Source organism: Clostridium arbusti SL206, assembly GCF_000246895.1.
GTDB lineage: Bacteria > Bacillota > Clostridia > Clostridiales > Clostridiaceae > Clostridium_I > Clostridium_I arbusti.
This window is the reverse complement of sequence record NZ_BAEV01000002.1, coordinates 23,517-48,115: the sequence shown is the minus strand read 5'-3', so window position 1 is coordinate 48,115 and position 24,599 is coordinate 23,517. Positions and strand designations below refer to the sequence as shown.

The following is a 24,599-nucleotide window of genomic DNA, read 5'->3' as shown; positions in this document are numbered from 1 at the left end:
ATACATCATGAAAAACCCTCGAATAATATTATATTCAGGGTTTTTCATGGCTTATATAAAAAGTTTTTATATTTCACTCAAGGATTTACAAATGTCATCAGCTAGCTTGTCAAGTTTTTGTTCTTGTTCTGCTTTAAGTGTAGAATTTATATCTAATGGTTGACCTATAACTTCCATATTAGGCATAGAAGCTATTAATTCTTTCATTTGTTTTACTGCAGCACTTGCCCAAGTATGGTTTCCTATAATTGAAACTTTACGGTTTTTAAAGGCTAATGCATTTAATTCATGTAATAGTGTATGCATTGGGTAGTAAAGGTTCAGATTATATGTTGGAGCAGCAATTACCATATGACTATATTTCCATAAATCAGATATTATATAAGAAGGGTGAGTTTTGGATACATCGTACATGCGAATATCCTTAGCACCTCTTTGAGCAAGTTTGTTCGCTAGAGCATTTATCACATTTTCTGTATTTCCATACATAGATCCGTAGACAAAGACAACACCATTTTTCTCAGGTTTATAAAGACTCCAGCGATTATATTTGTCTAAAATGTAAGGAATGTCCTTTTTGTGCCATATAGGACCATGAACGGAGCAAATCATATTAATTTCAAGTGTTGAAAGCTTTTTTAAAGCAGATTGAACCTGTCTTCCATATTTTCCTACAATATTAGTATAGTATCTTCTTGCTTCATCTAAAAAGACATTTTCAAAATCTGTTTCATCTGCAAAAATATTTCCAGATAGTGCTCCAAAAGATCCAAATGCATCTGCAGAAAACAAGATACCTTCAGATTTTTCATAGGTTACCATAACTTCTGGCCAGTGCACCATAGGAGCGAAATAAAAGCTAAGAGTATGATTGCCAAGTGATATTTCTGTACCTTCTTTTTCTATTACTATACTGTTAGATGATATATCTTTATCAAAATATTGACCAAAAAACTTAAATGTTGTTTTACTTCCTATTATTTTTACATCTGGATAAAGTCTTACTATTTCCTCAATATTAGCGCCATGATCTGGTTCTATATGGTTAATAACCAAATAATCCAGAGTTCTACCGGCAAGAACATGTTTTATATTTTCTATAAATAGTTTAGTGATTGATGAATCAACTGTGTCTAAAAGCACTGTTTTATCATCTAATATTACATATGAGTTGTATGAAACTCCGTTTGGAAGAGGAAACATATTTTCAAAAAGTTCAAGCCTTCTATCGCTTCCTCCAACCCAGAATATTTGTGGAGAAATTTCTTGTACACTATGCAAAGCTAGTGCCCCCCTTTCGTATTTTAGTATTTACTGTATATAATTTATTTTAACACTGTTATACTTAAAAACAAGTCTACTTATTAATAATTATTACTACATGAGGTATAGATTTATTAATCTTAAATAGTAAGGAGGAACTTTTTTGTCTTTAAATAGTAAGATTTTTAGAAATGATAAATTACCTAATATTGAGGTAAGATATGCTGAAACAATAAATAATTGTGATAGAAAACATGCCCATAATGAAATAACTATTACCGCTATAAGGTATATGAAAATAAATAGTAAGTCAAAGATGCGACGTATATTTTGAATCCTACAAGGAAATAGGTTCTTCAGATAGTGAGCTATCTGAGGGTTCTGTTGACGTAGTGGGATTCAAAATAGACTAGCATACTGACTAGTTATTTATTTGAATGTGCCTAAGTGAATGAGGACTGTTGATTTTACCACAATAGCATGCTACAATAAAATCACAAGGTATAAATTTAATTAATAAATACATGAAAGGGTAAAGGTATTTGAAGTCATGAGAATGTAATTCACTTATAAGGACTGTTTAGTAAAATAATTAAAAACTTTAAATTAGACTTAGAGTTTTTGCGCTTAATTTTATTAAAACCTATGAGTGGATAGTGTATCGTTGCTTTTATAATATCTTTATTACTAGTAAGAGTATTTATTTTATCTATGTTTTATCATAGGTTTATTTGTGTATTCTATTATATAAATACACTTTGTATTGTACTTTTATAAGTAATCTTTATATTGGCAAAGTTATATCCTCTCTGGGTTTAAGGAGGGGTTTTTTGTGTTGTTATTAGAATGTAAAAATGTTAAAAAATATTATAGGGATAGACTTATACTTAATATAAAAAATTTAAAAGTTTATTCAGAAGACCGAATTGGGCTGGTGGGTATCAATGGTGAAGGTAAAACCACACTGCTAAATATACTTGCTGGAATAGATAGTGAATATGAGGGCTCTGTTAAAAGATATGTTGATTTTAGTATAATAGAACAGCTTGATAAAGAGGATCAGGGCACCATAAATAGTAAGGCAGCTAAAGCTTTTGGAGCTAATACAACATGGAATAATTATTTGAGCGGTGGAGAAAAGACCCGATTTAAGCTGGCTAAGGGCTTTTATGACAATAGCCCTATGATAATTGGCGATGAGCCCACTAGCAATTTAGATATTCAGGGTGTAGAATTCCTTGAAAAAAAATTTAAAGAATACAAGGGTGCCTTTATAATTGTATCTCATGATAGAGAATTTTTGGATAAATTATGCAATAGCATATTTGATTTAAATAAGGGTAAAATTAAAGAATATAAAGGTAATTACAGTGATTATAAAGATCAGAAAAATCAGGAATTTAACAGGGAAGCTTTTGAATATGAACAATATAATAGAGAAAAAAGAAGGATTAAAGAGTCTGTTGAACAGGTAAAAAGGAGAGAAAATTCTATAAAAAGGACACCTACCCGTATGGGTAATTCTGAGGCAAGACTTCATAAAATGGGTGGTCAAAAAGCAAAGGCCAGTCTTGATAGAAACATAAAGAATATGGAGAAAAGATTGGACCATATGGACATAAAGCAAAAGCCTGGCGAGATAAAAAAGATAAAATTAGATGTACCGGATGGAAATAAGCTTTATAATAATGTGCTCATATGGGGTAATAATATTAATAAATCCTTTCAAAATAAAACTATATTTGAAAATGCAGAATTTACTATATTTAATAACTCGAAAAATGCTATTATAGGACCTAATGGCTGTGGTAAAAGTACTCTTATAAAGATGATTATGAAGAGTGAAAGTTCAATTAAGAAATCTAAGGCACTAAAAGTAGGATATTATAGTCAGGAACTTGACATTGTAAATGATGAACTAAGTATACTTGAAAATGTCACTATAGACAGTGTTTATGATGAAACTTATATTCGTATTATACTAGGGAGACTCTTATTTAAGGATAGAGAAGTTCATAAAAAAGTTAAGATTCTAAGTGGTGGAGAACGGGTTAAAGTTTGCTTTGCAAAACTTATATTAAGTGATATAAATTTACTTATACTAGATGAACCAACTAACTATTTAGATGTAGATTCCCTTGAGGTTGTGGAAGAAGTATTAAAGGATTATGGTGGAAGCATTATATTTGTTTCTCATGACAGAAGATTTATAAGTTCTTTAGCAGATAATATTATATATATTGAAAACCACAAGATTTTAACTTCAAAAGGAAGTTATGAAGAATATATTGAGAAAAAGAATAATCCTGTAACTGATAGAGAAGAAGAGATTAAAAAACAAATACTTGTACTTGAAAATCGTCTTTCAGAAGTTATAGGCAAATTATCTGCTCCCGCTAAAAAGGATGATGTTAAAGAGCTAGATAATGAATATTATAAAATATTAAAAGAGTTAAAGCAATTAAAGATGAAGTTAAAAATAAAATATCTTAATATTAAATGAAAAATTGGAACGTACATAGATTTTTTAAAATAAAAGCTGTGTACGTTCTTATTTCTTTTAGTTTCTATCAATGAATATTACTTGCTGAGAGTTTTTTATACCACGATAAGTTTAGGATTATTGTACATAAATTAATTGATAAGATTTATTAAGATGTTAAAATAGTATTAAAGGAATAGAATTAATAAAATGTAGGAATTATTGTAGATGAATATTCAGCTTGGAGGGGAAATAAATGAGAATTTTACATACAGCTGACTGGCATTTAGGTAAAAATTTAGAGGGTTGTAGTCGTATGGACGAGCAGGAGGCATTTCTTAATGACTTTGCTCAAATAGTTAAAAATAATAACATTGATTTGATAATTATTGCAGGAGATATTTATGATAACCCTAATCCACCAGCTAGGGCTGAAAGAATGTTTTACAATACACTGAAGAAATTATCTGCTAATGGTGAAAGATTAACTTTAGTTATATCAGGAAATCATGATAATCCGGATAGATTGGTAGCAGCAGGCCCCTTAGCCAGGGATCATGGAATTATAATGGTGGGTACTCCTAAGTCAGTAGTTCCGGTAGGGGAATATGGTAATCATAGAGTTATTAATTCAGGAGAAGGTTTTATTGAGTTAGAAATAAATGGTGAAAAATCTGTGATTCTTACAGTGCCATATCCAAGTGAAAAGAGATTAAATGAAGTTCTATATGGAGCAATGGACGAAGAAGAGGAAAGATTAAAATCCTATAGTGACAGAATAAAGACTTTATTTGAAACTTTAAGTAGAAACTACAGAGAGGATACTATAAATATAGCAGTATCACATTTATTTGCTATGGGAAGTGAAGAGGCGGGATCGGAGAGAAGCATCCAACTTGGAGGAAGTTTCATTGTAGATGGAAGCTGTTTTCCTAAAAATGCTCAGTATATTGCCCTAGGGCATGTTCATAAACCACAGGTAGTACCGGGTACAGATAGAAGAGCTAGATATGCGGGATCACCAATACATTATAATAAGAAGGAAATTAATTTTAAGAAAAAATGTTTTATCGTAGAGGCAAAAGCAGGTGAAGATTGCAATATTCAAGAAGTGGAATTTAAGCTCTATAAGCCTATAGAGGTGTGGAAATGTAAAAGTATTGAAGAGGCAATTAACATATGTGAAGAAAACAAAGAAAAGAATTGTTGGGTTTATCTTGAGATAACAACTGACAGATATATAAGAGAAGACGAAATAAAGCTAATGAAAAATGCCAAAAATGATATTTTGGAAATTGTACCTAAGATAGTTGGAGAAAATAGTGAAGAGGTAGATATAAATAGTTTTTCAGAAAAATCCTTTGAAGATATTTTTAAAGAATTCTATTTTAAGGAAAGAGAAGTTGAACCACAACCAGAAGTAGTAGATTTATTATTATCTATTATAAGGGAAGGAGAAGATGAAGATGAGACCAATTAAACTTAAGATAAAAGGGTTAAATAGTTTTATAGAGAGTCAGAGTGTTGACTTTGAAAAGTTAACCGATAAAGGTCTATTTGGTATATTTGGTCCAACGGGAAGCGGTAAATCTACCATACTTGATGGTATTACTTTAGCATTGTATGGAGAAGTGGCAAGGAAAAGTTCAAATTATATGAATACCAATTGTGATAGCTTAAATGTGAGTTTTGAGTTTCAAATTTCTGCAAGAGAAATAAAAAGATATAGGGTAGATAGAGAATTTAGAAGAGAACGTAAAACAGGAAGTGTGAGAACTAGGTCTGCAAAGATAATAGATATAACTGATGAAAATGAAGTGATTTTAGAAGAAGGAGCTAAAACTGTAACAGGAAAATGTGAAGAAATAATCGGATTAAGGCTAGAGGATTTTACAAGAACTGTGGTGCTGCCTCAGGGAAAATTTAGTGAATTTCTAAAGTTAGAAGGAAAAGATAGAAGAAATATGCTGGAGAGATTATTTAGCCTTCAAAAATATGGAGATAACCTTTCTATTAAGTTAAATAGCAAGATTAGAGCGGAAAAGGAAAAAGCAAGCATACTGGAGGGAGAATTAAAGGGATATGAACATATCAGTGATGAAGCACTAAAGGAAAAGACAAAAGTTCTCATGGAAACAAAACAGCAATGTGATAAATTCCAAATGGAATTGAAGCTCTATGAAGAAAAGTTTAGTAAGGGTAAGGAACTATGGAATCTTCAAAATGAATTAAAGGAGCAATTAGATAGAGATAATAAACTTAAAGAAAAAGCAGACGAAATAAATGAAAGTGAAAGAAAAGTTACTTTGGCTGAAAGTGCTTTAAAGGTGAAGCCCTACGTTGATAGTTATGAAACTACGTTAAAGCAAACTGGTGATATAACAAATAAGCTTTCTGATTTAAATAGTAAATCAGAAATTATAAAGGAAAACAAAGTAAAATTAGAATCTTTATTAGAAGTAGCTAAAGGCAAGAAGGAAAACGAACTACCTGAATTAACTATAAAACAGCAGAAGGTTATAGACGCAATAGAGGAAAAAAAATTAGTAAATGATTTAGAGAAGGAAACGGTCTCATTAAAAGATAATATTGATGAAATAGAAAGAAATGGGAAAAGTATAAATTCAGAAATAGAGAAGAACGAAAAAAATCTTAAAAATCTTAATGATAGTATTATTGCAAAGGAAAATAGAGTAGAAGATTTGATAGTACCTGAAGAATATAAGAAAAAAGTTAATGATGGTATAGTAATTTCAAATACTTGTGAGAATTTATCAAAGCAGAAATATAATTTATTAGTAAGTAAAGAAAATATATTATCAAATATTGAAAAAGCTAAGATTAAAAGTGAAAATTTATTAGAAAAACTTAAAGAAAGTAAAAATCTATTGATTAAGTATAATGAAGAATTTAAGCAGCTTGTAGAAAATTGTCCTGGAGATGAAAATACACTATTAAATTTTCAAGAAAAGTTATCCATTTTAAGAGACAAATGGAGTAAATATAAGGACTATAATGCTGATTTACATAAGAGTAACACAAATATTGAAGCTTTAAAAAAACAGATGGATAATAAAGAGAAGGATAAAGTTTCAGCGGAATTAGAAATTAGTGAACTAAAGGATTCTATAAAGAAAATTGAAACTGAAAATATAGCTCATACCTTAAGAAAGGCATTGTTAGAAGGAGAAGCTTGTCCTGTATGCGGATCCAAACATCATTTTATAGAAAATATTACAGTACTGGAATCCAATAATATAGATCAGTTAAAAGTAGATTTAAGCAGTAAAGAGAAAAAATACACAGTATTAACAGAAGAAATAATAAAGGCACAAACTAATATTAAAGGTGAAAAGAAAAATGTAGAAGAAAATCAATTAAAAATTCATGAATTGGGTGAAAAATTTAAAAGTGATTCAGTGGAAGAGCTTAAAAATAAATTTGATGTCTTAAAGCATAATGTAGGTATATTTAATGCTAAAAAGATAGATTTAGATAAGAAAAGTAAATCTTTAGGTGAAGAGAAGAGTAGTTTAGAGGTTGAATACAGTAGAGAAAATACAAGATTAATTGAAAATCAGCAGCAGTTAAAAAAAGTAGAAGAAGATTTAAAAGAATTAGATGAACAATTTGGAAAAGCTAATAAACAACTATCAGTATTAAAAGTAGATCTAAAAGTTGAAGACTTTAAAGGGAAAAGGGATGAGATTTCTCAAAAGGAAAAGGAAAAGACTATTTTACAGAAAGAAATAAAAGATTTAAGAAACAAACTTGATAGTTGGTTATTGATAAAAGAAAATTTAGGTAAAGAATTAGGAAGTCTAAGGGAAGATTTTAGAGAGAAAAGAACTACTCTTATTGAAAAAAATAAAAATATAGAAGAAAAAGAAAAATCTATAAAAAATAAAGTTGGAAATATAGATGATCTAGAGGGACTTCGTGCAAAAATATGTGATTCCATAAGATTAATAAAGGAAGAATATGAAAAATTAGAAAAGGATAAAAATAAAATAGAAATTCAGTATAACCAATGTAATAGTGATATAATTGCCACTAAAAGTGAATTATCTAGTTTAAAGGAAAGAGTTATAAAGGATAAAGAAAATCTTGAAAATGCTTTAAGCGAAGAAGGTATTAAGAGTATAGATAATGCTAAGGGCAACTTTATGGTTAAAGAAGAAATTCATAAGCTGAAACTACAAATAGAGGAGTATAAGAATCTCCGTGCTAAGATTATGGGTACTATAGAAAGTCTTAAAAAGAAAATTGATAATAGAAGTTTGTCAGAAGAACAGTGGATTGAAATACAAAATGTAAAAAATAATAAAGATGAAACCTTAAGAAATTTAGAAGAAAATAAAATAAAACTGGAAACAGAGGTTAAATCTATAGGTGAGAGTCTTTTAGAAAAGCAGAAGCTTTTAAAAGACAAAGGAGAACTAGATCATAAATTAAGTCTTTTAGATGACCTTGACAAATTATTCAAAGGGAAAAAATTTGTTGAATTTGTTGCAGCAAATCAACTTAAATATATATCTATTGAAGCTTGTAAATGGCTAAAAGATATTACTGCAGGAAATTATGGGTTAGAGGTTGATGACAATGGTAAATTTCTTATAAGAGATTATAAAAATGGGGGAGCACAGAGAGATGCATCTACCTTATCAGGAGGAGAGACCTTCGTAGCGTCACTAGCTTTAGCTTTGGCACTATCAGCTCAGATACAATTGAAAGGTACAGCACCTTTAGAATTATTTTTTCTAGATGAAGGTTTTGGAACTCTTGATGATAACCTTCTAGAGGTTGTTATGGATTCCTTAGAGAAAATTCACAATGACAGACTTTCAATAGGTATAATAAGTCATGTTGAATCAATAAAGAATAGAGTACCAGTAAAGCTTATAGTAACGGCTGCAGAGGCAGGATTTGGTGGTAGTAAGGTTAGGATAGAGAGAAGCTAGTATAGAGTAGATCTATCATCAAACAGAAGTATAACTGCTTCTGTTTTTTGTTATATAATCTTACGTAATAGCTAATCCAAGGGTTGATTTAAAACAAAAAATAAATTCCTAAAAGAGCAATTAAATCAGATAATAAGTAAAAAAAGAAAAAGTTATATTAAATATTGACTTGTGTGGTCAATGGCGTTATAATTTCATTGACCGATACGGTCATTACTTAGAATAAGGAGGTAGATAACTTGATTTCCAAGTTTATGAACCTTGAGCCTGAGAAACGAGAACGTATTATCAACGCAGCATTGGAGGAATTTGCTCAAAGGGGTTATAGAAACGCTTCCACAAATGAAATCGTCAAAAAAGCTAATATCTCCAAGGGATTGCTTTTTCACTATTTTAACAATAAAAAAAACTTGTTCCTGTTTCTCTATGACTATTCCGAAGATATATTTTTAAATGAATTTTACAATAAAGTAAATTATGAGGAAGCTGATATCATAAAAAGGTGGAGGGGGATTGTGATCCTAAAGATCGAACTCATTCAAAAGTATCCTATGCTATATGACTTTATTATAGCCTCAGCCGTAGAGGACAGCATGGAAATAAAGCAGGAACTTGAGAAGCGAATGAAAATAATTTCAGAAGAAGGCTATAAAAGGCTCTTTAATAATATCGATACTTCGGTACTTAAAGATGGAATGGATATAAAGCGCGTTTCGGAAATTATATTCTGGGTTGCACAGGGTTTCGGCAACCGTGAGTTGGATCATATAAAACGTGATCCCTCTTACAAATCCAATATTGATACCAATGCATTGGTAGAGGAATTTGACCTATATATAGAGTTGCTGAAAAGCGCTTTTTATAAATAAAATTTAGGGGGTAATGTTAATGAGTGTTATCGAAATCAAAAATCTTACCAAGAATTATGGTAAGTCCAGAGGAATTTTGGATGTAAATTTAAATGTTGAGCAAGGCGAAATTTTTGGCTTCATTGGGCCCAACGGAGCTGGAAAATCAACTACCATACGAACACTGCTGGGTCTCATCTATCCCGGAGAAGGCAGTGCAACCATTTTTGGAAAGAGTTGCATCGAGCACCCTGAGGTAAAAAAAGAGGTTGGTTACTTGCCATCTGAGGTGTTTTACTACGATAATATGAAGGTGATTGATCTGCTCAAATATTCTGCCAGCTTCTACAAAAAGGACTGTACTAAACGAATCAATGAGCTTGCGGAGATTATGAATCTGGATCTTAAAAAGAAGATAGATGACCTTTCCTTCGGGAACAAAAAGAAGGTCGGTATTGTTCAGGGGCTGCTCCATGAACCAAAACTAATAATATTGGATGAGCCGACAAGTGGACTTGACCCATTGATGCAGCAGAAGTTTTTTGAGCTAATAGAGCAGGAAAGCAAAAAGGGCGCTACAGTGTTTTTTTCATCACATATCCTCAGTGAGGTACAGCGTATGTGCAGCCGTGTTGCATTCATCAAAGAGGGCAGAATCATCAAACTTGAAAAGATGAGCACACTGCAGGAGAACAATTATAAAAGAATTAGTATAGATGCAAAATCTGGTATTCCCAAGGAATATTTCAATATCAGTGGGGTGAGTAGTCTTGAGATTGAGGGAAATAGTGCTAAATTTATATTTAAAGGCAATGTTAACCCAGTTATGAAAAAGATTGCTGATATTGAACTTAACAATATATCAATTGAAGAGCCTGATCTTGAGGAGATCTTCATGCATTACTATGCAAAGGAGGACTAAGGGTATGAATATGTATCTGCACGAGCTTAAGTCTCTAAAAAAATCTACAATTATGTGGATATGTGCCATGATAGCGTTGGTTATAATTTATTTTTCTCTCTATACAAGCCTTGCAAAGGATGCGGCAGATTTTAAAAAGCTACTAGGTGCATACCCTGCGTCTGTCCGGGCGATGCTGGGTATTTCACTTGACAATATTACTTCTATCCTGGGGTTTTATTCCATGGTATTTAGTTTTATTACGCTCTGTGGAGCCATCCAAGCAATGAATATCGGTGTTTCAATCCTTTCAAAAGAGTCTAGGGAAAGGACGGCAGATTTTCTACTAGTTAAGCCTGTTTCACGTGCTGCCATAGTAAGCTCAAAGCTTCTAGCTGCACTAACCATGCTTTTGGTAACCAATGTGATCTATTATGCTGGGGCTTCTATGGTTGCAAATATTGTTAAAACATCGGATTATAACAACAAGTTGTTCTTTATGATCAGCCTTACCCTACTGTTTATCCAACTTATTTTCCTGGCAATAGGAGTGTTTGTTTCGGTATTCTTTACAAAGCTTAAATCTGTATTACCGATCTCTCTAGGCGTTGTATTCGGGTTTTATATTATAGGGGCACTTATTGCCACCGGCAAAAGTGACGGGGCACGTTTTATCTCTCCCTTTAAATACTTCGATATAACCTACATCATTAAAAATGCCAGCTATGAGGTGAGCTATCTCATAGCTGGAGCAGTCATTGTTATAGCTGCTATTGTTGCAAGTTATATCATTTATACGAAAAAGGATATCCATGCCGTGAGCTGATCTGCTAATGGGTTTGGATTAAAAGGGGGTTTTAATTATGAATATTTTCTTAAGGGAACTAAAGTCTAACAGGAAAGCCTTGATTATATGGAGTGTCTGCATGTTTTTGCTGATTTTGAGTGGAATGGGCAAGTATACGGCTTATTCTTCAGGACAGAACAATGAAATTTTTCAGCAAATGCCCTATTCCATTAGAGCACTACTGGGAATGGGTTCATTTGATGTGGCTACTATGGCTGGTTATTTCGCAATGTTATTTCTTTACATTGAGCTTACAGCTGCTATTCACGCTGTATTGCTTGGAGCAGGTATCATCGCAAAAGAGGAACGCGACAAGACCACCGAATTTTTGATAATTAAACCAGTATCACGAACCACTATAATTACTTCAAAACTACTTGCCGCCCTTGTTAATATAATTATATTAAATATTGTCACGCTTGTTTCATCGCTGGCTATGGTTGACGCTTATAATAAGGGAAACGATATTTCCAGTGAGATAGGGATGTTTATTTTGAGTATGTTCATCGTACAACTCATATTTCTGTCCATCGGAGCGGCGCTGGCGGCATTTATGAGAAAGCCTAAAGCCTCGGGGTCACTTTCTGTAGGGATACTTCTAGTATCTTTTGTCATATCTAAAATAACAGATTTGACAGATAGTCTGAATGGACTTAACCTGCTTTCACCTTTTAAATATTTCAACTATAAAAGTTTGGTAGAGGGTAACGGTCTAAGCCTTGCTATAGTTATACTCTCGCTTCTACTTGTTGCTGCTTTTTCTGTTTCAACATATTTCTTTTACAAAAGGCGAGACCTTAACGTATAATTTAGCAGTTAAATTTTATAAAAATCAGGCTTTTAGCAAAGGTTGAAATTGTGGCATTATGTAAAAAAATTATATGTCTTGGATAAAAGCAATGGTTAAATAGTTGTATTTATTATTTAACTATTGCTTTTTTATTAAGATATTCTAAGCTTATAGTAATTTAGCCTGAAGCAGGAGAAGTGGCAGTAAGACTGGGATAGAGAGAAGCTATTATAATATTTTATACAGTGTAAAAAACTACTAATACATGCAAATATATATTGAAATCACCAATTAAATGAACTATAACTGGACAACAGTGTTATAATATAATTAGATATTTAAATCACTAACTATACCCGCACGAGTAAGAAACTTAAATTTATTACAATCAACTACTTTAGTAAAAGTTGAATCAGAGGTTAATAAAGCTCTTACGGATGCTAGCGATTCAAACATTAAAAATGGTCTATGAAGGCTAAGAGGAGTGATTTATCATGGAACAAATAATTTTAGATGTAGAACAAAGAGTGAACAAGACAAGAAAATTTAGAGAAGAGGGCTTTGTACCAGGTGTAGTTTATGGAGGTAAGTCTGAAAAAGCTGAATCTATAAAAGTCAAAGAGATAGCATTAAAAAAAATTCTTTCAAAACATGGAATGAATGCAAAATTAGGAATTCAATTTGGAGATGAAAAGAAATCTGGATTTATTAAAGAAATTCAGAGACAACCTCTTACAAATAAAATTGTACATATAGATATACAATTTGTGTCCAAGGATCAAAATGTAAAATTACAAGTTCCTATTGTATTTAAGGGAGAAGAGGAATTAGTATCAAAACAATTACAGCTTAATGTTAACAAACAAGAGGCAGAAGTTTTAGGAAAGATAGATTTAATTCCAGAAGTAATACATGTGGACGTGTCTCAAAAAAATGCAGGAGATACAATTACTTTTAAAGAGTTGAATTTAGATGAAAGTATAAAATCACATGATAAATTAGATGAAGTATATGCAGCTGTAACAAATTTAGTAATTGAAAAAGAAATTGAAGATGAAGCTACTACTACTACTACTGAAACTGAAGCGGTAAAAGCTGAATAATAATTAAAATATTTTAAACACGCAAAGTAAAATACTATGCGTGTTTTTTGTTATGTGAAACTATTAAATATATTATTATTCTCGCACTTCTCTTTAGATAAAGTATGAAAAACTTTACATGTAACAACTCATATGTTAATATAAAGTTGTTACATGTAAAGCTACAAAATATGTAATTTAAAAGGAGAAGAGTATGATTATAGAAAGAAAATTAAGAGAAATTAATAGCAGTGCTTGGGAATACAAATACTCCAACTGGAAAGATTGGAAATGGCAAGTGAGTCATACAGTAAAAGATATAGATACTTTGGAAGAGTTGTTAGGAATTGATTTAGATATTCAAGATAAAAGAAACATTGAGAAAACCATAGAGAAATTCCCTATGGCAATAACCCCTTACTATTTATCTTTAATAGATATTAATAATTATAAAAACGATCCTGTTTTTAAACAGGCAGTTGCGAGTGAAAAAGAACTTAAGATTAGCACATATGATATGGTAGATCCTTTGGGAGAAGATGAAGATAGTCCTGTGGAAGGGATTACTCATAGATATCCAGATAGAGTGCTATTTCATATCAGTAATGTATGTGCCATGTATTGTAGACACTGTACAAGGAAAAGAAAAGTAGGAGATAAGGATCACATTCCAAATAAAGAAATTATAGAAAAGGGTATTGAGTATATAAGAAAAAATACACAGGTAAGAGATGTATTATTGTCGGGAGGAGACCCATTTTTATTACCTGATGAATATCTGGATTGGATTTTAACAGAGGTTGGTGCAATCGAGCATGTTGAGGTAATAAGAATAGGATCAAGAGTACCAGTGGTACTGCCCTATAGAATTACTGATGGATTAATTAATATGCTAAAAAAACATCAACCTTTATGGATTAATACACATTTCAATCATCCAAAAGAAATTACAGATTCCTCAAGAGAAGCATTAAGAAAGTTAGCTGATGCAGGTATACCTCTTGGAAATCAATCTGTATTATTGGCAGGGGTTAATGATTGTCCACATATTATGAAAAAATTAGTTCAAGAATTAGTGAAAAATAGAGTAAGACCTTATTATATTTATCAGTGCGATATGTCAGAAGGACTATCACATTTTAGGACATCAGTGGGAAAAGGAATTGAAATTATGGAGTCTCTTAGGGGGCATACTAGCGGTTTTGCAATCCCTACCTTTGTTGTTGATGCACCAGGAGGTGGTGGGAAAATTCCAGTAATGCCAAATTACTTAGTATCTTGGTCTAATGATAAAGTCATTTTAAGAAATTATGAAGGTGTAATAACAACCTATAAAGAACCAGATAATTATAAAACTACTTCATGTGATTTAAATTGCGACGAATGCGATTTAACTTTAAAAGTGGATAATAATAAGGAAATAAAAGTAGTAGGTGTTGAAAAATTACTTTCAGATTATGATGATACTATTTCATTTACACCAAATAACAATGAAAGAATAGAGAGACGAGTTAATGAATAACATAACAAACAAAATAGGTAAGTCAACTATTCAACATGATAAAGAAAATAATAGAATATATTTAATGAAAATGCACAAAGATGACAGCTATAATATCGTTGATATTTTAGAAGGAATAGCAAGAGAAAATAAATATACTAAAATCATTGCCAAAATACCTTTAAATTCAAAATTATTATTTTTAAACCAAGGATATTCTGTAGAAGCCATAGTCCCTAAATTTTATAATGGTACAGAAGAAGGCATTTTTGTAGCTAAATATTTTTCTATAGACAGGAAAGAAGAAAAAGATAAAGAAGTTATTAAAAATGTTTTAAATGAGTCAATGAAAAAAAGTAATGAAAAGAATATATGTAGTATATTAAAACATTTTAATTATAGAAAAGCAGAAGAAAATGATGCAGAGTATATTGCATCATTTTATAAAAAGATTTTTGAAACATATCCATTTCCAATATATAATTCTGAGTATATTTTAGAAACCATGAGAGATAATGTTATATATTTTACTATTTGGGACGGTGATAGACTCATAGCAGTATCTTCTTCAGAAATGGACATAAATAATTTAAATGTTGAAATGACAGACTTTGGTACACTACCGGAATACAGGGGAAAAGGCTTTGCAGTATATTTGCTAGGAAAGATGGAAGAAGAAATGATAAGTAGAGAAATTAAAACCGCTTATAGTATAGCAAGGGCTGTATCATATGGTATGAATACTACATTTTCGAAGAAAACATATACTTTTGCAGGTACCTTAATTAATAACACTAATATTTCAGGTAGAATAGAGAGTATGAATGTATGGTATAAAGAACTTTTTGAGTAAGATAGTTTGATTAATAATATTAGCACTTGACAATGGTCAGGTGCATTTTTTAACGAAGCAGAATTATGAATTGCTTCTGTTTTTTTATGCTATAAATTTGCGTGACAAATTAAATTAATTTAGGAGTTGATTTAATTTAGGGTGTTAAATTGCTTTCATATTTCATAAGAATTTTAATTAACTAGAACTTAATACAGAGATAATAGTATATTAACATGATAACTATACAATGTTATTAAAGTCTTAAGTTAATAGGGTGTGATAACAATGAAGGAATATCCAATTATAGCATCTGTAACCGACTTATCTAAAGTTGACAGTGTTATAAAAAGTAAGGTTCAAAGAGTCAACCTTGTAACAGGAGATATATGTGTTTTAAAAGATTTAGTAATTAAAGTACAGAATTCAGGAAAAAAAGCTTTTGTACATATGGAAATGATAAATGGTGTTGGAAGAGATTCAATTGCTATTAAGTATCTACATGAAAATTTTAATATCGATGGAATAATATCCACCAGAGGCAATAATATATCAGCAGCAAAAGCACTGGGGCTAGCTGCAACACTCAGAATTTTTGCTATAGATACTACTGCTGTAGAGTCGGCTATTAAGATTATTAATAAGACTATGCCGGATCAAGTAGAATTAATGCCAGGTTTAATGCCAAAGGTCATAAAATATGTAAAAAGTAGAATAAGACAACCCATTATTGTTGGAGGACTAATACGCAGTGAAGAAGAAGTGAAACAAGCTATTCATAGTGGAGCTGATTATGTTTCTACTGCAGGTGTGCAGCTATGGTAATTTAATAATTCAGGGTAGAGATTGAGAGAAAACCCTTTGTAATATGAATAAATAGTTTAAAACGTTAGAGGTTTAGTTATTTATAGTATTACAATGGGTTTTTTTGTCGAAAAAAATTTGAAATATTTTCAAAAATTACATATATAAAGAAAGGAAGTGCAGTAGTTTGTTGTATAAACTAAGCAAAAACACATCTGTTTTATCAAAGGACATTCATAGGATAACAAATAAAAAAAGGATGAGAAGAAAAGTATCCAAAGCTATAGAATCCTATATTTATTTAATACCATGTGTAATCTTATGTATTATATTTGGATATTATCCTTTTATAAAAAATGTGCTTTATAGTTTTTCACTGGTAGATTTTAATGGTAATATTGTTAACTTTGTAGGAATTAGTAACTATAAGGACCTTCTAACCGATAAAAACTTTTATATAAGTTTAAAAAATACTCTGTATCATGTTGCAATGGTGCTGCCAGCAGGGATTATTATAAGTTATTCACTTGCGCTGCTAGCAAATAATAAACGCAAATTTTCCTCTGTTTATGAAACCATGTTTACTTTCCCTATGGCTATTTCAATGTCTGCAGTTTCTCTTATTTTTAAAATGATGTTAAATCCTAGAATTGGTATTATAAACTATATATTCAAATTGGACTTAAAGTGGTTCGATGATCCTAAGACAGCTATGATTTCTATAAGTATTGTATCTGTATGGATGGGTATAGGTTTTGATTTTCTATTATTTTTAGCCGCTTTAAGGGGGGTGCCGAAGGAGATGGTAGAAGCATCTGAAATAGATGGTGCAAGGTTTTGGAGCAAATTGAAAAATATCTATATCCCCATGACTTCTCCCACTATATTCTTCGTACTTTGTACTAATGCAGTAGGTGCTATGATGATGTCAGGACCTTCATTGGTTATTACAAATGGTGGGCCTCAAGCATCTACTAAAACTCTAATTTTTCAGCTATATGAAACTGGTATAACCTCAACCAACTATGCTTATGCCTCAACTATTGGTGTTATTGTGTTTCTCATGACTTTTTTACTTTTATTATTCTGCTTTAGATATGAAAAGAAAGGGGTATATTATCAATGATTAAAACTTCAAGTTTAACAACGCGAAAAAAGGTAAACAATCTGTTATCAATTATATGTATATTAATAGGTCTTATTATTATTTCACCTGTTATTTACTGTATAATGATTTCATTTATGCCAGAAAGTGAAATAATAAGTTATCCACCTAAATTTATTCCAAATAACTTTATTATAAGCAACTACGTAAAGGCTATTCAGCAAAGTCCTTTAATAAGATTAATAGTTAATTCTTTTGTAATAGCCTTCGTAGGTTCTGTTATACGTCTTGCGATTGCCAGCCTTGCAGCGTATCCTTTGGCACTTTTCAATTTTAAGGGTAAAAAGTTCATGTTTATGTTTATATTGGGTACTATTATGCTGCCAGGTGATGCAATGATCATTACCAATTACCTTACTATTTCAAAATTTGGACTTATTAATACTTATGCAGGAGTTATGCTAGTTTATTTTCTTTCAGCAACTTATATATTTATGCTTAGACAATATTTCAAAACTATAAGTGTATCTCTAAAAGAGGCATCTGAAATAGATGGATGTAATAATTTTCTCTTTTTCATAAAAATCTTACTTCCATTGTCAAAACCTATACTGGCATCTTTGTTTATATCTTCTTTTGTTGGACTTTGGAATATTTATTTATGGCCACTACTTTTGACTAATACACCAGAAATGAGAACGGTACAAGTAGGTATTACCATGCTGAATTTTCCAGAAGCATCCTCTTATGGCCCACTTATGGCAGGTACTGTATTGATATTAATACCAACAATATTTATATTTGTATTCTTCCAAAAGAAGCTTATAAGTGGAATTACATCAGGTTCTATAGTTAATTAATAAAAAGATATATTAATATTAAAAGGGGTGTTTAATAAAATGAAAAAAACATTAAAAGTATTAGTTGCTAGCTTATTACTGGGGGTAACACTTGTAGGATGTTCTAGCACACAAGAAAGTAACAAATCTTCTTCAACAAACAGTAACGGTGAAACTGAAATTGTATTGTGGCATGCTATGGGTGGAAACGGAGGTGCTGCACTTAAAGGAATTGTTGATAATTTTAACAATACAATTGGTAAAGAAAAAAAAATTTCTGTTAAGGCAGTTTTTCAGGGAACCTATCAGGATACAGATACTAAGTTAAAAGCTGTTATACAAGCTAATAATGTGAAAAATATGCCTGACCTTGTACAATCAGCATCTTTAGGTGTTTTTACAATTAAAGAATCTAAAAATACATTATGGATGGCTGATTTACAAAAAAAATATCCAGAGCTTAATTTATCAGATATTGAGCCAAATGCATTGGCAGCTGCCTCCTACAAAGGCAGACTTTTAGGTATGCCTTTTTCAAACTCTACAATGCTTATGTATTATAATAAAAATCAATATAAAGAAGCTGGACTTGACCAAGAAAAACCAGCAGCTACATTAGATGAATTAGCTGATCAGGTTGAAAAATTGACTAAAAAACAAGGTAATAAAGTCGTAAGATATGGTATGGTGCATCAACTTAATTTTTATGCGCCAATGAGCTGGATAGCTATGCAAAATGGAGGGTCATATTTAGTTGATAAGCAAAATGGACGTGATGGCAATCCTACAAAAGTAGTTTTCGGAGAGAATGGAACAATGAAAGAAGTCCTTACAAAGTGGCAAAAAATATACAAAACAGGGGGCTTAGATTATACAGGAACAGATGCCATGAAAAGATTCTCAGCAGGAGAAACAAGTATTTTCTTAGGTTCAACTGCAAGTTTACCTGCTATATTAGACCAAATAGGTGGAAAATTTGAATTAGGTACAGCATTTTTGCCGAAAGTAAATGAAGGAGATAATATTGGAGTTGCAACAGGTGGTTCAGCGCTTTATGCATTGAATAAAAATGATAAAAATAAAGAAAAAGCTATGGTAGAATTTTTAAAATATATGAGTTCACCTGAAACACAGTTCAAATGGCATACAGGAACAGGTTATTTCCCTGTTAATAAGAAGACATATGATCTTCCTGAAATGAAAGAACATCTTAATAAAAATCCTTTATTTAAAACAGCTATTGATCAGCTTCACAAATCAAGTCCTAAATTGCAGGAAATGTGGATGCCTTCATTTCAGGAGTTTGAATCCTTTGAAACAGATACTGTTACTTCAATTTTAGATGGTAAAATAGATATGAATACTGGAATAAATGAAATGGTTGAGAAGGGGAATCAACTTATTAATAATTATAATAGAGCCAATAAAAAATAATAATTTACAAGTAAATATTCAAAAAATAAATAATAATTTAAATTGGGGGATTATATAAATGAGACTTTCAACATCAACTAATATTCACTATATGAAGGAGAATAAGGAGTATATTTCATTCATAGATAGTATGCATATTTGTAGTAAAATAGGCTATCAAGTTATGGATATAAACTTTTGTGACGCAGTAAAGGAACATTGTGAAGTTTTTAGTGACAACTGGAGAGATGAAGTTGAAAAAATAGCAGAGGAAGCAGAAATCCTTGGAATAGAATTTTCACAATGTCACCTTCCATTTTATAATGTTATTGATAGTAAGTTTGAGAATAGAGAGCTTTATGAAAAAATGATTTCAAGGTGTATTGAAGCTTCAGGACGCCTTGGAGTAAAATGGGCAATTCTTCATGCAGGTACAGCAATATGGGATAACAGGTCCATAAAAGTAGCCAAAGAAAAAAATATTGAGTACTTTAAACCTCAACTTCAAATAGCTGCAAAGCATAATCTAGGCATCGCCATAGAAAATATGGCAGACTTTTTAGTAGAGGGTCGTCCACGACGTCGTTATACAGCAAATGTTGAAGAATTATGTGATTTAGTTGATTCATTAGAATCTGATAATGTGGGAATATGTTGGGATTTTGGTCATGCAAATCTTACAGGATGTGATCAGGTGCAAAGTCTTAAATATGTTGGTAATCGTCTTAAAGCCACTCATGTGGCAGATAATCTGGGAATATATGATGATCATATAGCTCCTTTTCATGGAAATATTGATTGGACATCAATAATGAAAGTATTAAAAGAAATAAATTATACAGGAGACTTTACCTATGAAATTCATAATGCAACAATGAGGATGCCTGATGCATTAAGACAAGCAGCACTTGAATATACTTTTGAAATAGGAAAATATTTATTATCTATAGCAGAGTAAATATCATATAGCTGGAATTCTCATGCATGGTGTGTAGGTAAAAGGTAGAGATTAATTCAAGTCTTTACCTTTTCACTATTTTATAGAAAAAGGCTGTGATAGAGTGAATTAATATTATTTTTCTTTGTAAGAACTTTTATATTGGGGGTAATTAATATGGAGCTTTGGGATATACTCGATGGAAATGGTAATAAAACAGGTAAAACTATTCAACGTGGAAATACTATGGGACAAGATGAATACCATCTCATTGTGAATGTGTGGATAAAAAATAAAAAAGGAGAATTTTTAATTACAAAACGTACACCAAACAAAAAGATATTTCCCAATATGTGGGAAACAACTTGTGGTGCGGCAACTATTAGTGAAGATAGCTTGAAAACTGCGTTAAGAGAAGTGAAGGAGGAAATTAGTATTGATTTATCTCCTAAAAATGGAAAGTGTCTCTTTAAATTAAAAAGGCAACACAATGACTCTTCAGACTTTGTAGATGTATGGCTGTTTAAGGAAGAAGTAGATATAAAAGAAATTATTTATCAGCCTGAAGAGGTATGTGGAGCAAAGTGGGCCACTCCAAGTCATATTCTATCATTGATAGAAACAGGGGAATTTACGGATACATTTACATATCTTGAGGATTTATTTAAAATAATATAGTCGTTCATAATCTTCTATTAGATTCAATTAAGTAATGATTATTACTTAATATAACACAGTAATTCATCATTCTACAATATTAAAAAAATGGAGAATAGTAAAATATGAATATAATTATTAGAAAATTCAAAAATGAGGATATACATTCCATTGAATCAATATGGAATGAAGTTATTGATGAAGGTGAAAGTTTCTTTTGGAAAGAGCACTTTTCTACTAATAAAATCTTAGAAATATTAAATAATCAAAAGGCAATATACTGTTCAGAATTCAACAGGGAAGTAATAGGTTTCTATATTCTACATGGTAACTTTCCAGGAAGGGGAAAGCATATATCCAATGCACTTTACGCAATAAAAAAAGAATTTCGCGGTAAAGGTATTGGTAAAATGCTTGGACAGCATTCTATAGAAATCGCAAAAGAATGTGGATATAAGGCAATGCAGTTTAATTCTGTTGTCTCAACTAATATTGCTTCAGTATGTTTATGGGAAGGATTGGGGTTTATTCGTGTAGGTCAAATAAAAAATGCATTTATAAAATATAATAATGAGATTGTAGATATATACATATACCATAAATCATTTTATTAGAAATATAGAATTAATTTATTAATTTGCAGATATAATTCTATTGATGCCGGACTTTTATTATACAAAGAATATATCAGCATGTTGCAGGATACTACACTGACAATAATGCTGATGAATTGAGGTGTGATCCTGCCTCTACTAATATATTGAATCTAAAAGCCATCTACTCGTAAATATTAAATCAAGCAACATCTACAACATCTATATTGTTTATATTTTTTATTATGGTATATACTGTCAATGCCAAGGAAATCAGAGTAATAATGATTAATTTAATAAGTGTATCTATTAACTCTGGAGCATGTCCTATTACAGGTTGCATTAAAACTGCTATCACAACTGCTGTTACAATTGTTGAAGGCACTGATTTTTTCTTCATACCAACAGTAAAAGGCAGCAATGATAGGATCCCTCCCATAACAGTGAATCCTAAAAATGATAAAAATGCATCAGAAATATAACTAAAGCTAAAACTTCCTGCAATAACATTAACAATAGAATCTAATGTCACCACATATAATATGCACAATGCATCACTAAGCAGTATACATGACATTGCAAATACAACAACTATAATCAATTTTGCAAACATAAGTTTTTTTCTACTTACAGGATAGGAGAACATTACCAAAATTGTTTTATCCCTATATTCTCCTATAATAATTTTTGCTATTAATGCTGAAGAAAATATTAAGAATACATCTGTTGTCAAAACATTTGTCATCCATATAACACTTTCATACGTATCTAAATCTTGTGGTGAATTTATTCTATTATCAATAAATGACATAGTGAGAAAAGCCATTATAGAAATAATAGCTATAATTATTCCCATGATATATCTTTTAAGTTTATATTTCTTTATTTCCAATTTAATTAATTTCAACATAATTATCCTTCCTCTATAAATGGTAGTATAAACTTTTTATACTAGGTTTTAAAATTTTTCTTTTTTAATTGTCTATAATCAATATATTTTGAAAATATTTTCTTTATTATTTTTGTTAATTGCTAAATACATTCCTCTTAAATAATGGAATTTGTCGGTTTTGTTGGTTGCACTCCTGAAATAGTTAGGGAGTTTATGAATTTCGAAGTTTATTTAAGAATTAATCACATCTACTTTTTCTATATCTTTTATTGATAAGTAAGAAGCAATTGCTCCTATAATTGCAAGGATGATCGGAATTATTATAATAGAACTTAATGAATTGCCTTTATTTCCACTATTTAATAAACTTACTAATATAACAGAGGTTATTATTGTGGCTGATCCCGATTTTTTTCTCATGCCTACATATACAGGAATTAGACTTACAAAGGCAAAAGCTATTGAATACACAATAATATTAATTAGATTTTTAATTAAAATATCGGCTGTTAAAGAATCTTGAATGGCATTTGTAAACATATTTAAAAGAAATAGACTAAAACTTAAGAAAAGACTTGATATTACCATGGTTGTGAAAGTGAATATTAGCACAATAGCTAACTTTGCCACCATAATATTTTTCCTGTTTATTGGATAGGTAAACAGAACATTTATTGTTCTACTCGTATATTCACCAATTATTAATCTTGAAATTAACACCGCTGCAAAAATTGAAAAAGTAGCTCTTACAAAAATACCTGTATACAAAAAAACATCATTATAGGTACTAAAAGCTATTTCTTTATTGGCATTTGAAGCATAAAGAATCATAGATAAAAAACCTAGAATAATTAGATTTGCAATAATAACTCCTTTTAGACATCCAAAGATTTTAAACTTCTTATTTTCTAATTTCATTAATTTAAGCACTTGGCTCACCTCCATTTAAAAGCTTTAAGAAATAATCCTCTAATGTACTATTCTTCTTATTTATAGCCTCAATTTCAACACCATTTAAAATTAGAGTTTTTGAAATATCCTTTTGAGCTAACTTTAAGTCATATATTCTTATTAAAGTATTATCTATAATTTTAAAGTTAGAAATATTTAAATCATTTTCTAAAACATAGGCTGCTTTTATACAATCATCGGTAATTATTTCTACATATTCAGTATTAAGTTCTCTGATGCTATCCATGGAAACTTCTTTTATTAACTTTCCATTATTAATTATCCCTATGGTGTCAGCTATTTGTTCTATTTCTCCTAAAATATGACTAGATATTAAAACTGTTATGTTATATTCTTTATTTAACATTTTTAAAAGATTCCTGATTTCCTTAATTCCTATTGGATCAAGACCATTGATTGGTTCATCTAGTATTAATAAATCGGGCTTAGTTATAATTGAACGGGCAATTCCAAGCCTTTGTTTCATTCCTAGAGAAAAATCTTTAACTGCCTTATTATCGATACCCTTTAAGTTTACTAGATCTAAAGCTTTATCAATGGCACTTTTATCGTAATATCCCATGTACTCACAATGAAGTTCTAGGTTCTCTTTGCCAGTGAGCTTATCATAAAACACAGGATACTCAATAATGCTTCCTATTCGTTTTAAAGTTTCGTAGGCCTCATTATTAAGTTTCTCACCAAAAATTTCAATTTCTCCGCTACTGGGTTTAACAAGATTTACTATCATCTTCATAATTGTGGTTTTGCCTGCTCCATTAGGACCTAAGAAACCATATATTTCTCCTTTTTTAATGTTCATATTTACATTAGCTACAATCTCTTTTTCACTAAATTTTTTTACTAAATTTGTTGTCCTTAATATATAACTCATGTTGCA

The 24,599-nt window shown here is 30.7% G+C and carries 22 protein-coding genes; 18 read left to right on the top strand and 4 right to left on the bottom strand.

All coding sequences use genetic code 11. The annotated features are described in order from the left end of the window. Nucleotides 1-66 precede the first annotated feature (66 nt). Nucleotides 67-1,281, bottom strand: coding sequence for an FprA family A-type flavoprotein (locus RH99_RS00740; RefSeq protein WP_010233055.1), 1,215 nt, complete (start codon nucleotides 1,279-1,281; stop codon nucleotides 67-69). A 145-nt stretch (nucleotides 1,282-1,426) separates the two neighbouring features. Between RH99_RS00740 and RH99_RS19100 the strand changes: the two genes are divergently transcribed. From RH99_RS19100 to RH99_RS00655, 18 genes are all read left to right on the top strand, one after another. Further along, nucleotides 1,427-1,597: a hypothetical protein gene (locus tag RH99_RS19100; RefSeq protein ID WP_010233052.1), complete on the top strand. Its 171-nt coding sequence runs from the start codon at nucleotides 1,427-1,429 to the stop codon at nucleotides 1,595-1,597. Nucleotides 1,598-2,095: 498 nt separating this feature from the next. Next, nucleotides 2,096-3,766 (top strand): ribosomal protection-like ABC-F family protein, encoded by a 1,671-nt coding sequence (abc-f, locus tag RH99_RS00735; protein ID WP_010233048.1) that lies wholly within the window; start codon nucleotides 2,096-2,098, stop codon nucleotides 3,764-3,766. Between the two features lie 235 nt (nucleotides 3,767-4,001). Beyond that, nucleotides 4,002-5,225 carry an exonuclease SbcCD subunit D gene (locus RH99_RS00730; RefSeq protein ID WP_010233045.1) on the top strand — a complete coding sequence of 408 codons (1,224 nt, stop codon included), beginning with the start codon at nucleotides 4,002-4,004 and terminating at the stop codon, nucleotides 5,223-5,225. Further along, the gene (locus tag RH99_RS00725) at nucleotides 5,212-8,706 is read left to right on the top strand and encodes an AAA family ATPase (RefSeq protein WP_010233043.1); all 3,495 of its coding nucleotides are present in this window, start codon (nucleotides 5,212-5,214) and stop codon (nucleotides 8,704-8,706) included. Before RH99_RS00730 ends, RH99_RS00725 begins: the two co-directional genes overlap by 14 nt. Nucleotides 8,707-8,945: 239 nt before the next feature. Further along, entirely contained in the window at nucleotides 8,946-9,575 is a 630-nt protein-coding gene (locus RH99_RS00720) for a TetR/AcrR family transcriptional regulator (protein WP_010233040.1), read from the top strand. Nucleotides 9,576-9,594: 19 nt separating this feature from the next. After that, on the top strand, nucleotides 9,595-10,476 hold the full coding sequence (locus tag RH99_RS00715; protein ID WP_010233039.1) for an ABC transporter ATP-binding protein: 882 nt from the start codon (nucleotides 9,595-9,597) through the stop codon (nucleotides 10,474-10,476). 4 nt (nucleotides 10,477-10,480) lie between these two features. Further along, entirely contained in the window at nucleotides 10,481-11,281 is an 801-nt protein-coding gene (locus RH99_RS00710; RefSeq protein ID WP_010233037.1) for an ABC transporter permease subunit, read from the top strand. A 37-nt stretch (nucleotides 11,282-11,318) separates the two neighbouring features. Next, complete coding sequence (locus RH99_RS00705; RefSeq protein ID WP_010233035.1) at nucleotides 11,319-12,110, top strand: ABC transporter permease subunit; 792 nt, start codon at nucleotides 11,319-11,321, stop codon at nucleotides 12,108-12,110. A 476-nt stretch (nucleotides 12,111-12,586) separates the two neighbouring features. After that, a complete protein-coding gene (locus tag RH99_RS00700) occupies nucleotides 12,587-13,195 on the top strand; it encodes a 50S ribosomal protein L25 (protein WP_010233033.1) in 609 nt (202 codons plus the stop codon). Nucleotides 13,196-13,388: 193 nt separating this feature from the next. Then, nucleotides 13,389-14,696, top strand: a complete 1,308-nt coding sequence (gene kamA, locus RH99_RS00695; protein ID WP_010233032.1) for a lysine 2,3-aminomutase — start codon at nucleotides 13,389-13,391, stop codon at nucleotides 14,694-14,696. Continuing rightward, nucleotides 14,689-15,528 (top strand): putative beta-lysine N-acetyltransferase, encoded by an 840-nt coding sequence (gene ablB / locus RH99_RS00690; protein ID WP_010233030.1) that lies wholly within the window; start codon nucleotides 14,689-14,691, stop codon nucleotides 15,526-15,528. The genes kamA and ablB overlap by 8 nt, the downstream gene beginning before the upstream one ends. Before the next feature lie 267 nt (nucleotides 15,529-15,795). Beyond that, nucleotides 15,796-16,332: a glycerol-3-phosphate responsive antiterminator gene (locus RH99_RS00685; RefSeq protein WP_010233025.1), complete on the top strand. Its 537-nt coding sequence runs from the start codon at nucleotides 15,796-15,798 to the stop codon at nucleotides 16,330-16,332. Nucleotides 16,333-16,498: 166 nt separating this feature from the next. Next, nucleotides 16,499-17,437: a carbohydrate ABC transporter permease gene (locus RH99_RS00680; protein ID WP_010233024.1), complete on the top strand. Its 939-nt coding sequence runs from the start codon at nucleotides 16,499-16,501 to the stop codon at nucleotides 17,435-17,437. Next, nucleotides 17,434-18,276 (top strand): carbohydrate ABC transporter permease, encoded by an 843-nt coding sequence (locus RH99_RS00675; protein WP_010233023.1) that lies wholly within the window; start codon nucleotides 17,434-17,436, stop codon nucleotides 18,274-18,276. Before RH99_RS00680 ends, RH99_RS00675 begins: the two co-directional genes overlap by 4 nt. Nucleotides 18,277-18,315: 39 nt before the next feature. After that, on the top strand, nucleotides 18,316-19,689 hold the full coding sequence (locus RH99_RS00670; RefSeq protein ID WP_010233022.1) for an ABC transporter substrate-binding protein: 1,374 nt from the start codon (nucleotides 18,316-18,318) through the stop codon (nucleotides 19,687-19,689). Between the two features lie 58 nt (nucleotides 19,690-19,747). After that, complete coding sequence (locus tag RH99_RS00665) at nucleotides 19,748-20,626, top strand: sugar phosphate isomerase/epimerase family protein (RefSeq protein ID WP_010233021.1); 879 nt, start codon at nucleotides 19,748-19,750, stop codon at nucleotides 20,624-20,626. 156 nt (nucleotides 20,627-20,782) lie between these two features. Beyond that, on the top strand, nucleotides 20,783-21,283 hold the full coding sequence (locus tag RH99_RS00660; RefSeq protein ID WP_010233020.1) for an NUDIX hydrolase: 501 nt from the start codon (nucleotides 20,783-20,785) through the stop codon (nucleotides 21,281-21,283). Nucleotides 21,284-21,387: 104 nt separating this feature from the next. Further along, the gene (locus RH99_RS00655) at nucleotides 21,388-21,876 is read left to right on the top strand and encodes a GNAT family N-acetyltransferase (RefSeq protein ID WP_010233019.1); all 489 of its coding nucleotides are present in this window, start codon (nucleotides 21,388-21,390) and stop codon (nucleotides 21,874-21,876) included. A 181-nt stretch (nucleotides 21,877-22,057) separates the two neighbouring features. Here RH99_RS00655 and RH99_RS00650 read toward each other — a convergent pair whose 3' ends face one another. The 3 genes from RH99_RS00650 to RH99_RS00640 all read right to left on the bottom strand — a co-directional run bounded on the left by RH99_RS00650 (nucleotide 22,058) and on the right by RH99_RS00640 (nucleotide 24,593). Then, complete coding sequence (locus RH99_RS00650) at nucleotides 22,058-22,765, bottom strand: ABC transporter permease (RefSeq protein WP_010233018.1); 708 nt, start codon at nucleotides 22,763-22,765, stop codon at nucleotides 22,058-22,060. Between the two features lie 213 nt (nucleotides 22,766-22,978). After that, nucleotides 22,979-23,677 (bottom strand): ABC transporter permease, encoded by a 699-nt coding sequence (locus tag RH99_RS00645; protein ID WP_010233017.1) that lies wholly within the window; start codon nucleotides 23,675-23,677, stop codon nucleotides 22,979-22,981. Beyond that, nucleotides 23,670-24,593: an ABC transporter ATP-binding protein gene (locus tag RH99_RS00640; protein WP_010233016.1), complete on the bottom strand. Its 924-nt coding sequence runs from the start codon at nucleotides 24,591-24,593 to the stop codon at nucleotides 23,670-23,672. Before RH99_RS00640 ends, RH99_RS00645 begins: the two co-directional genes overlap by 8 nt. Nucleotides 24,594-24,599 lie beyond the last annotated feature (6 nt).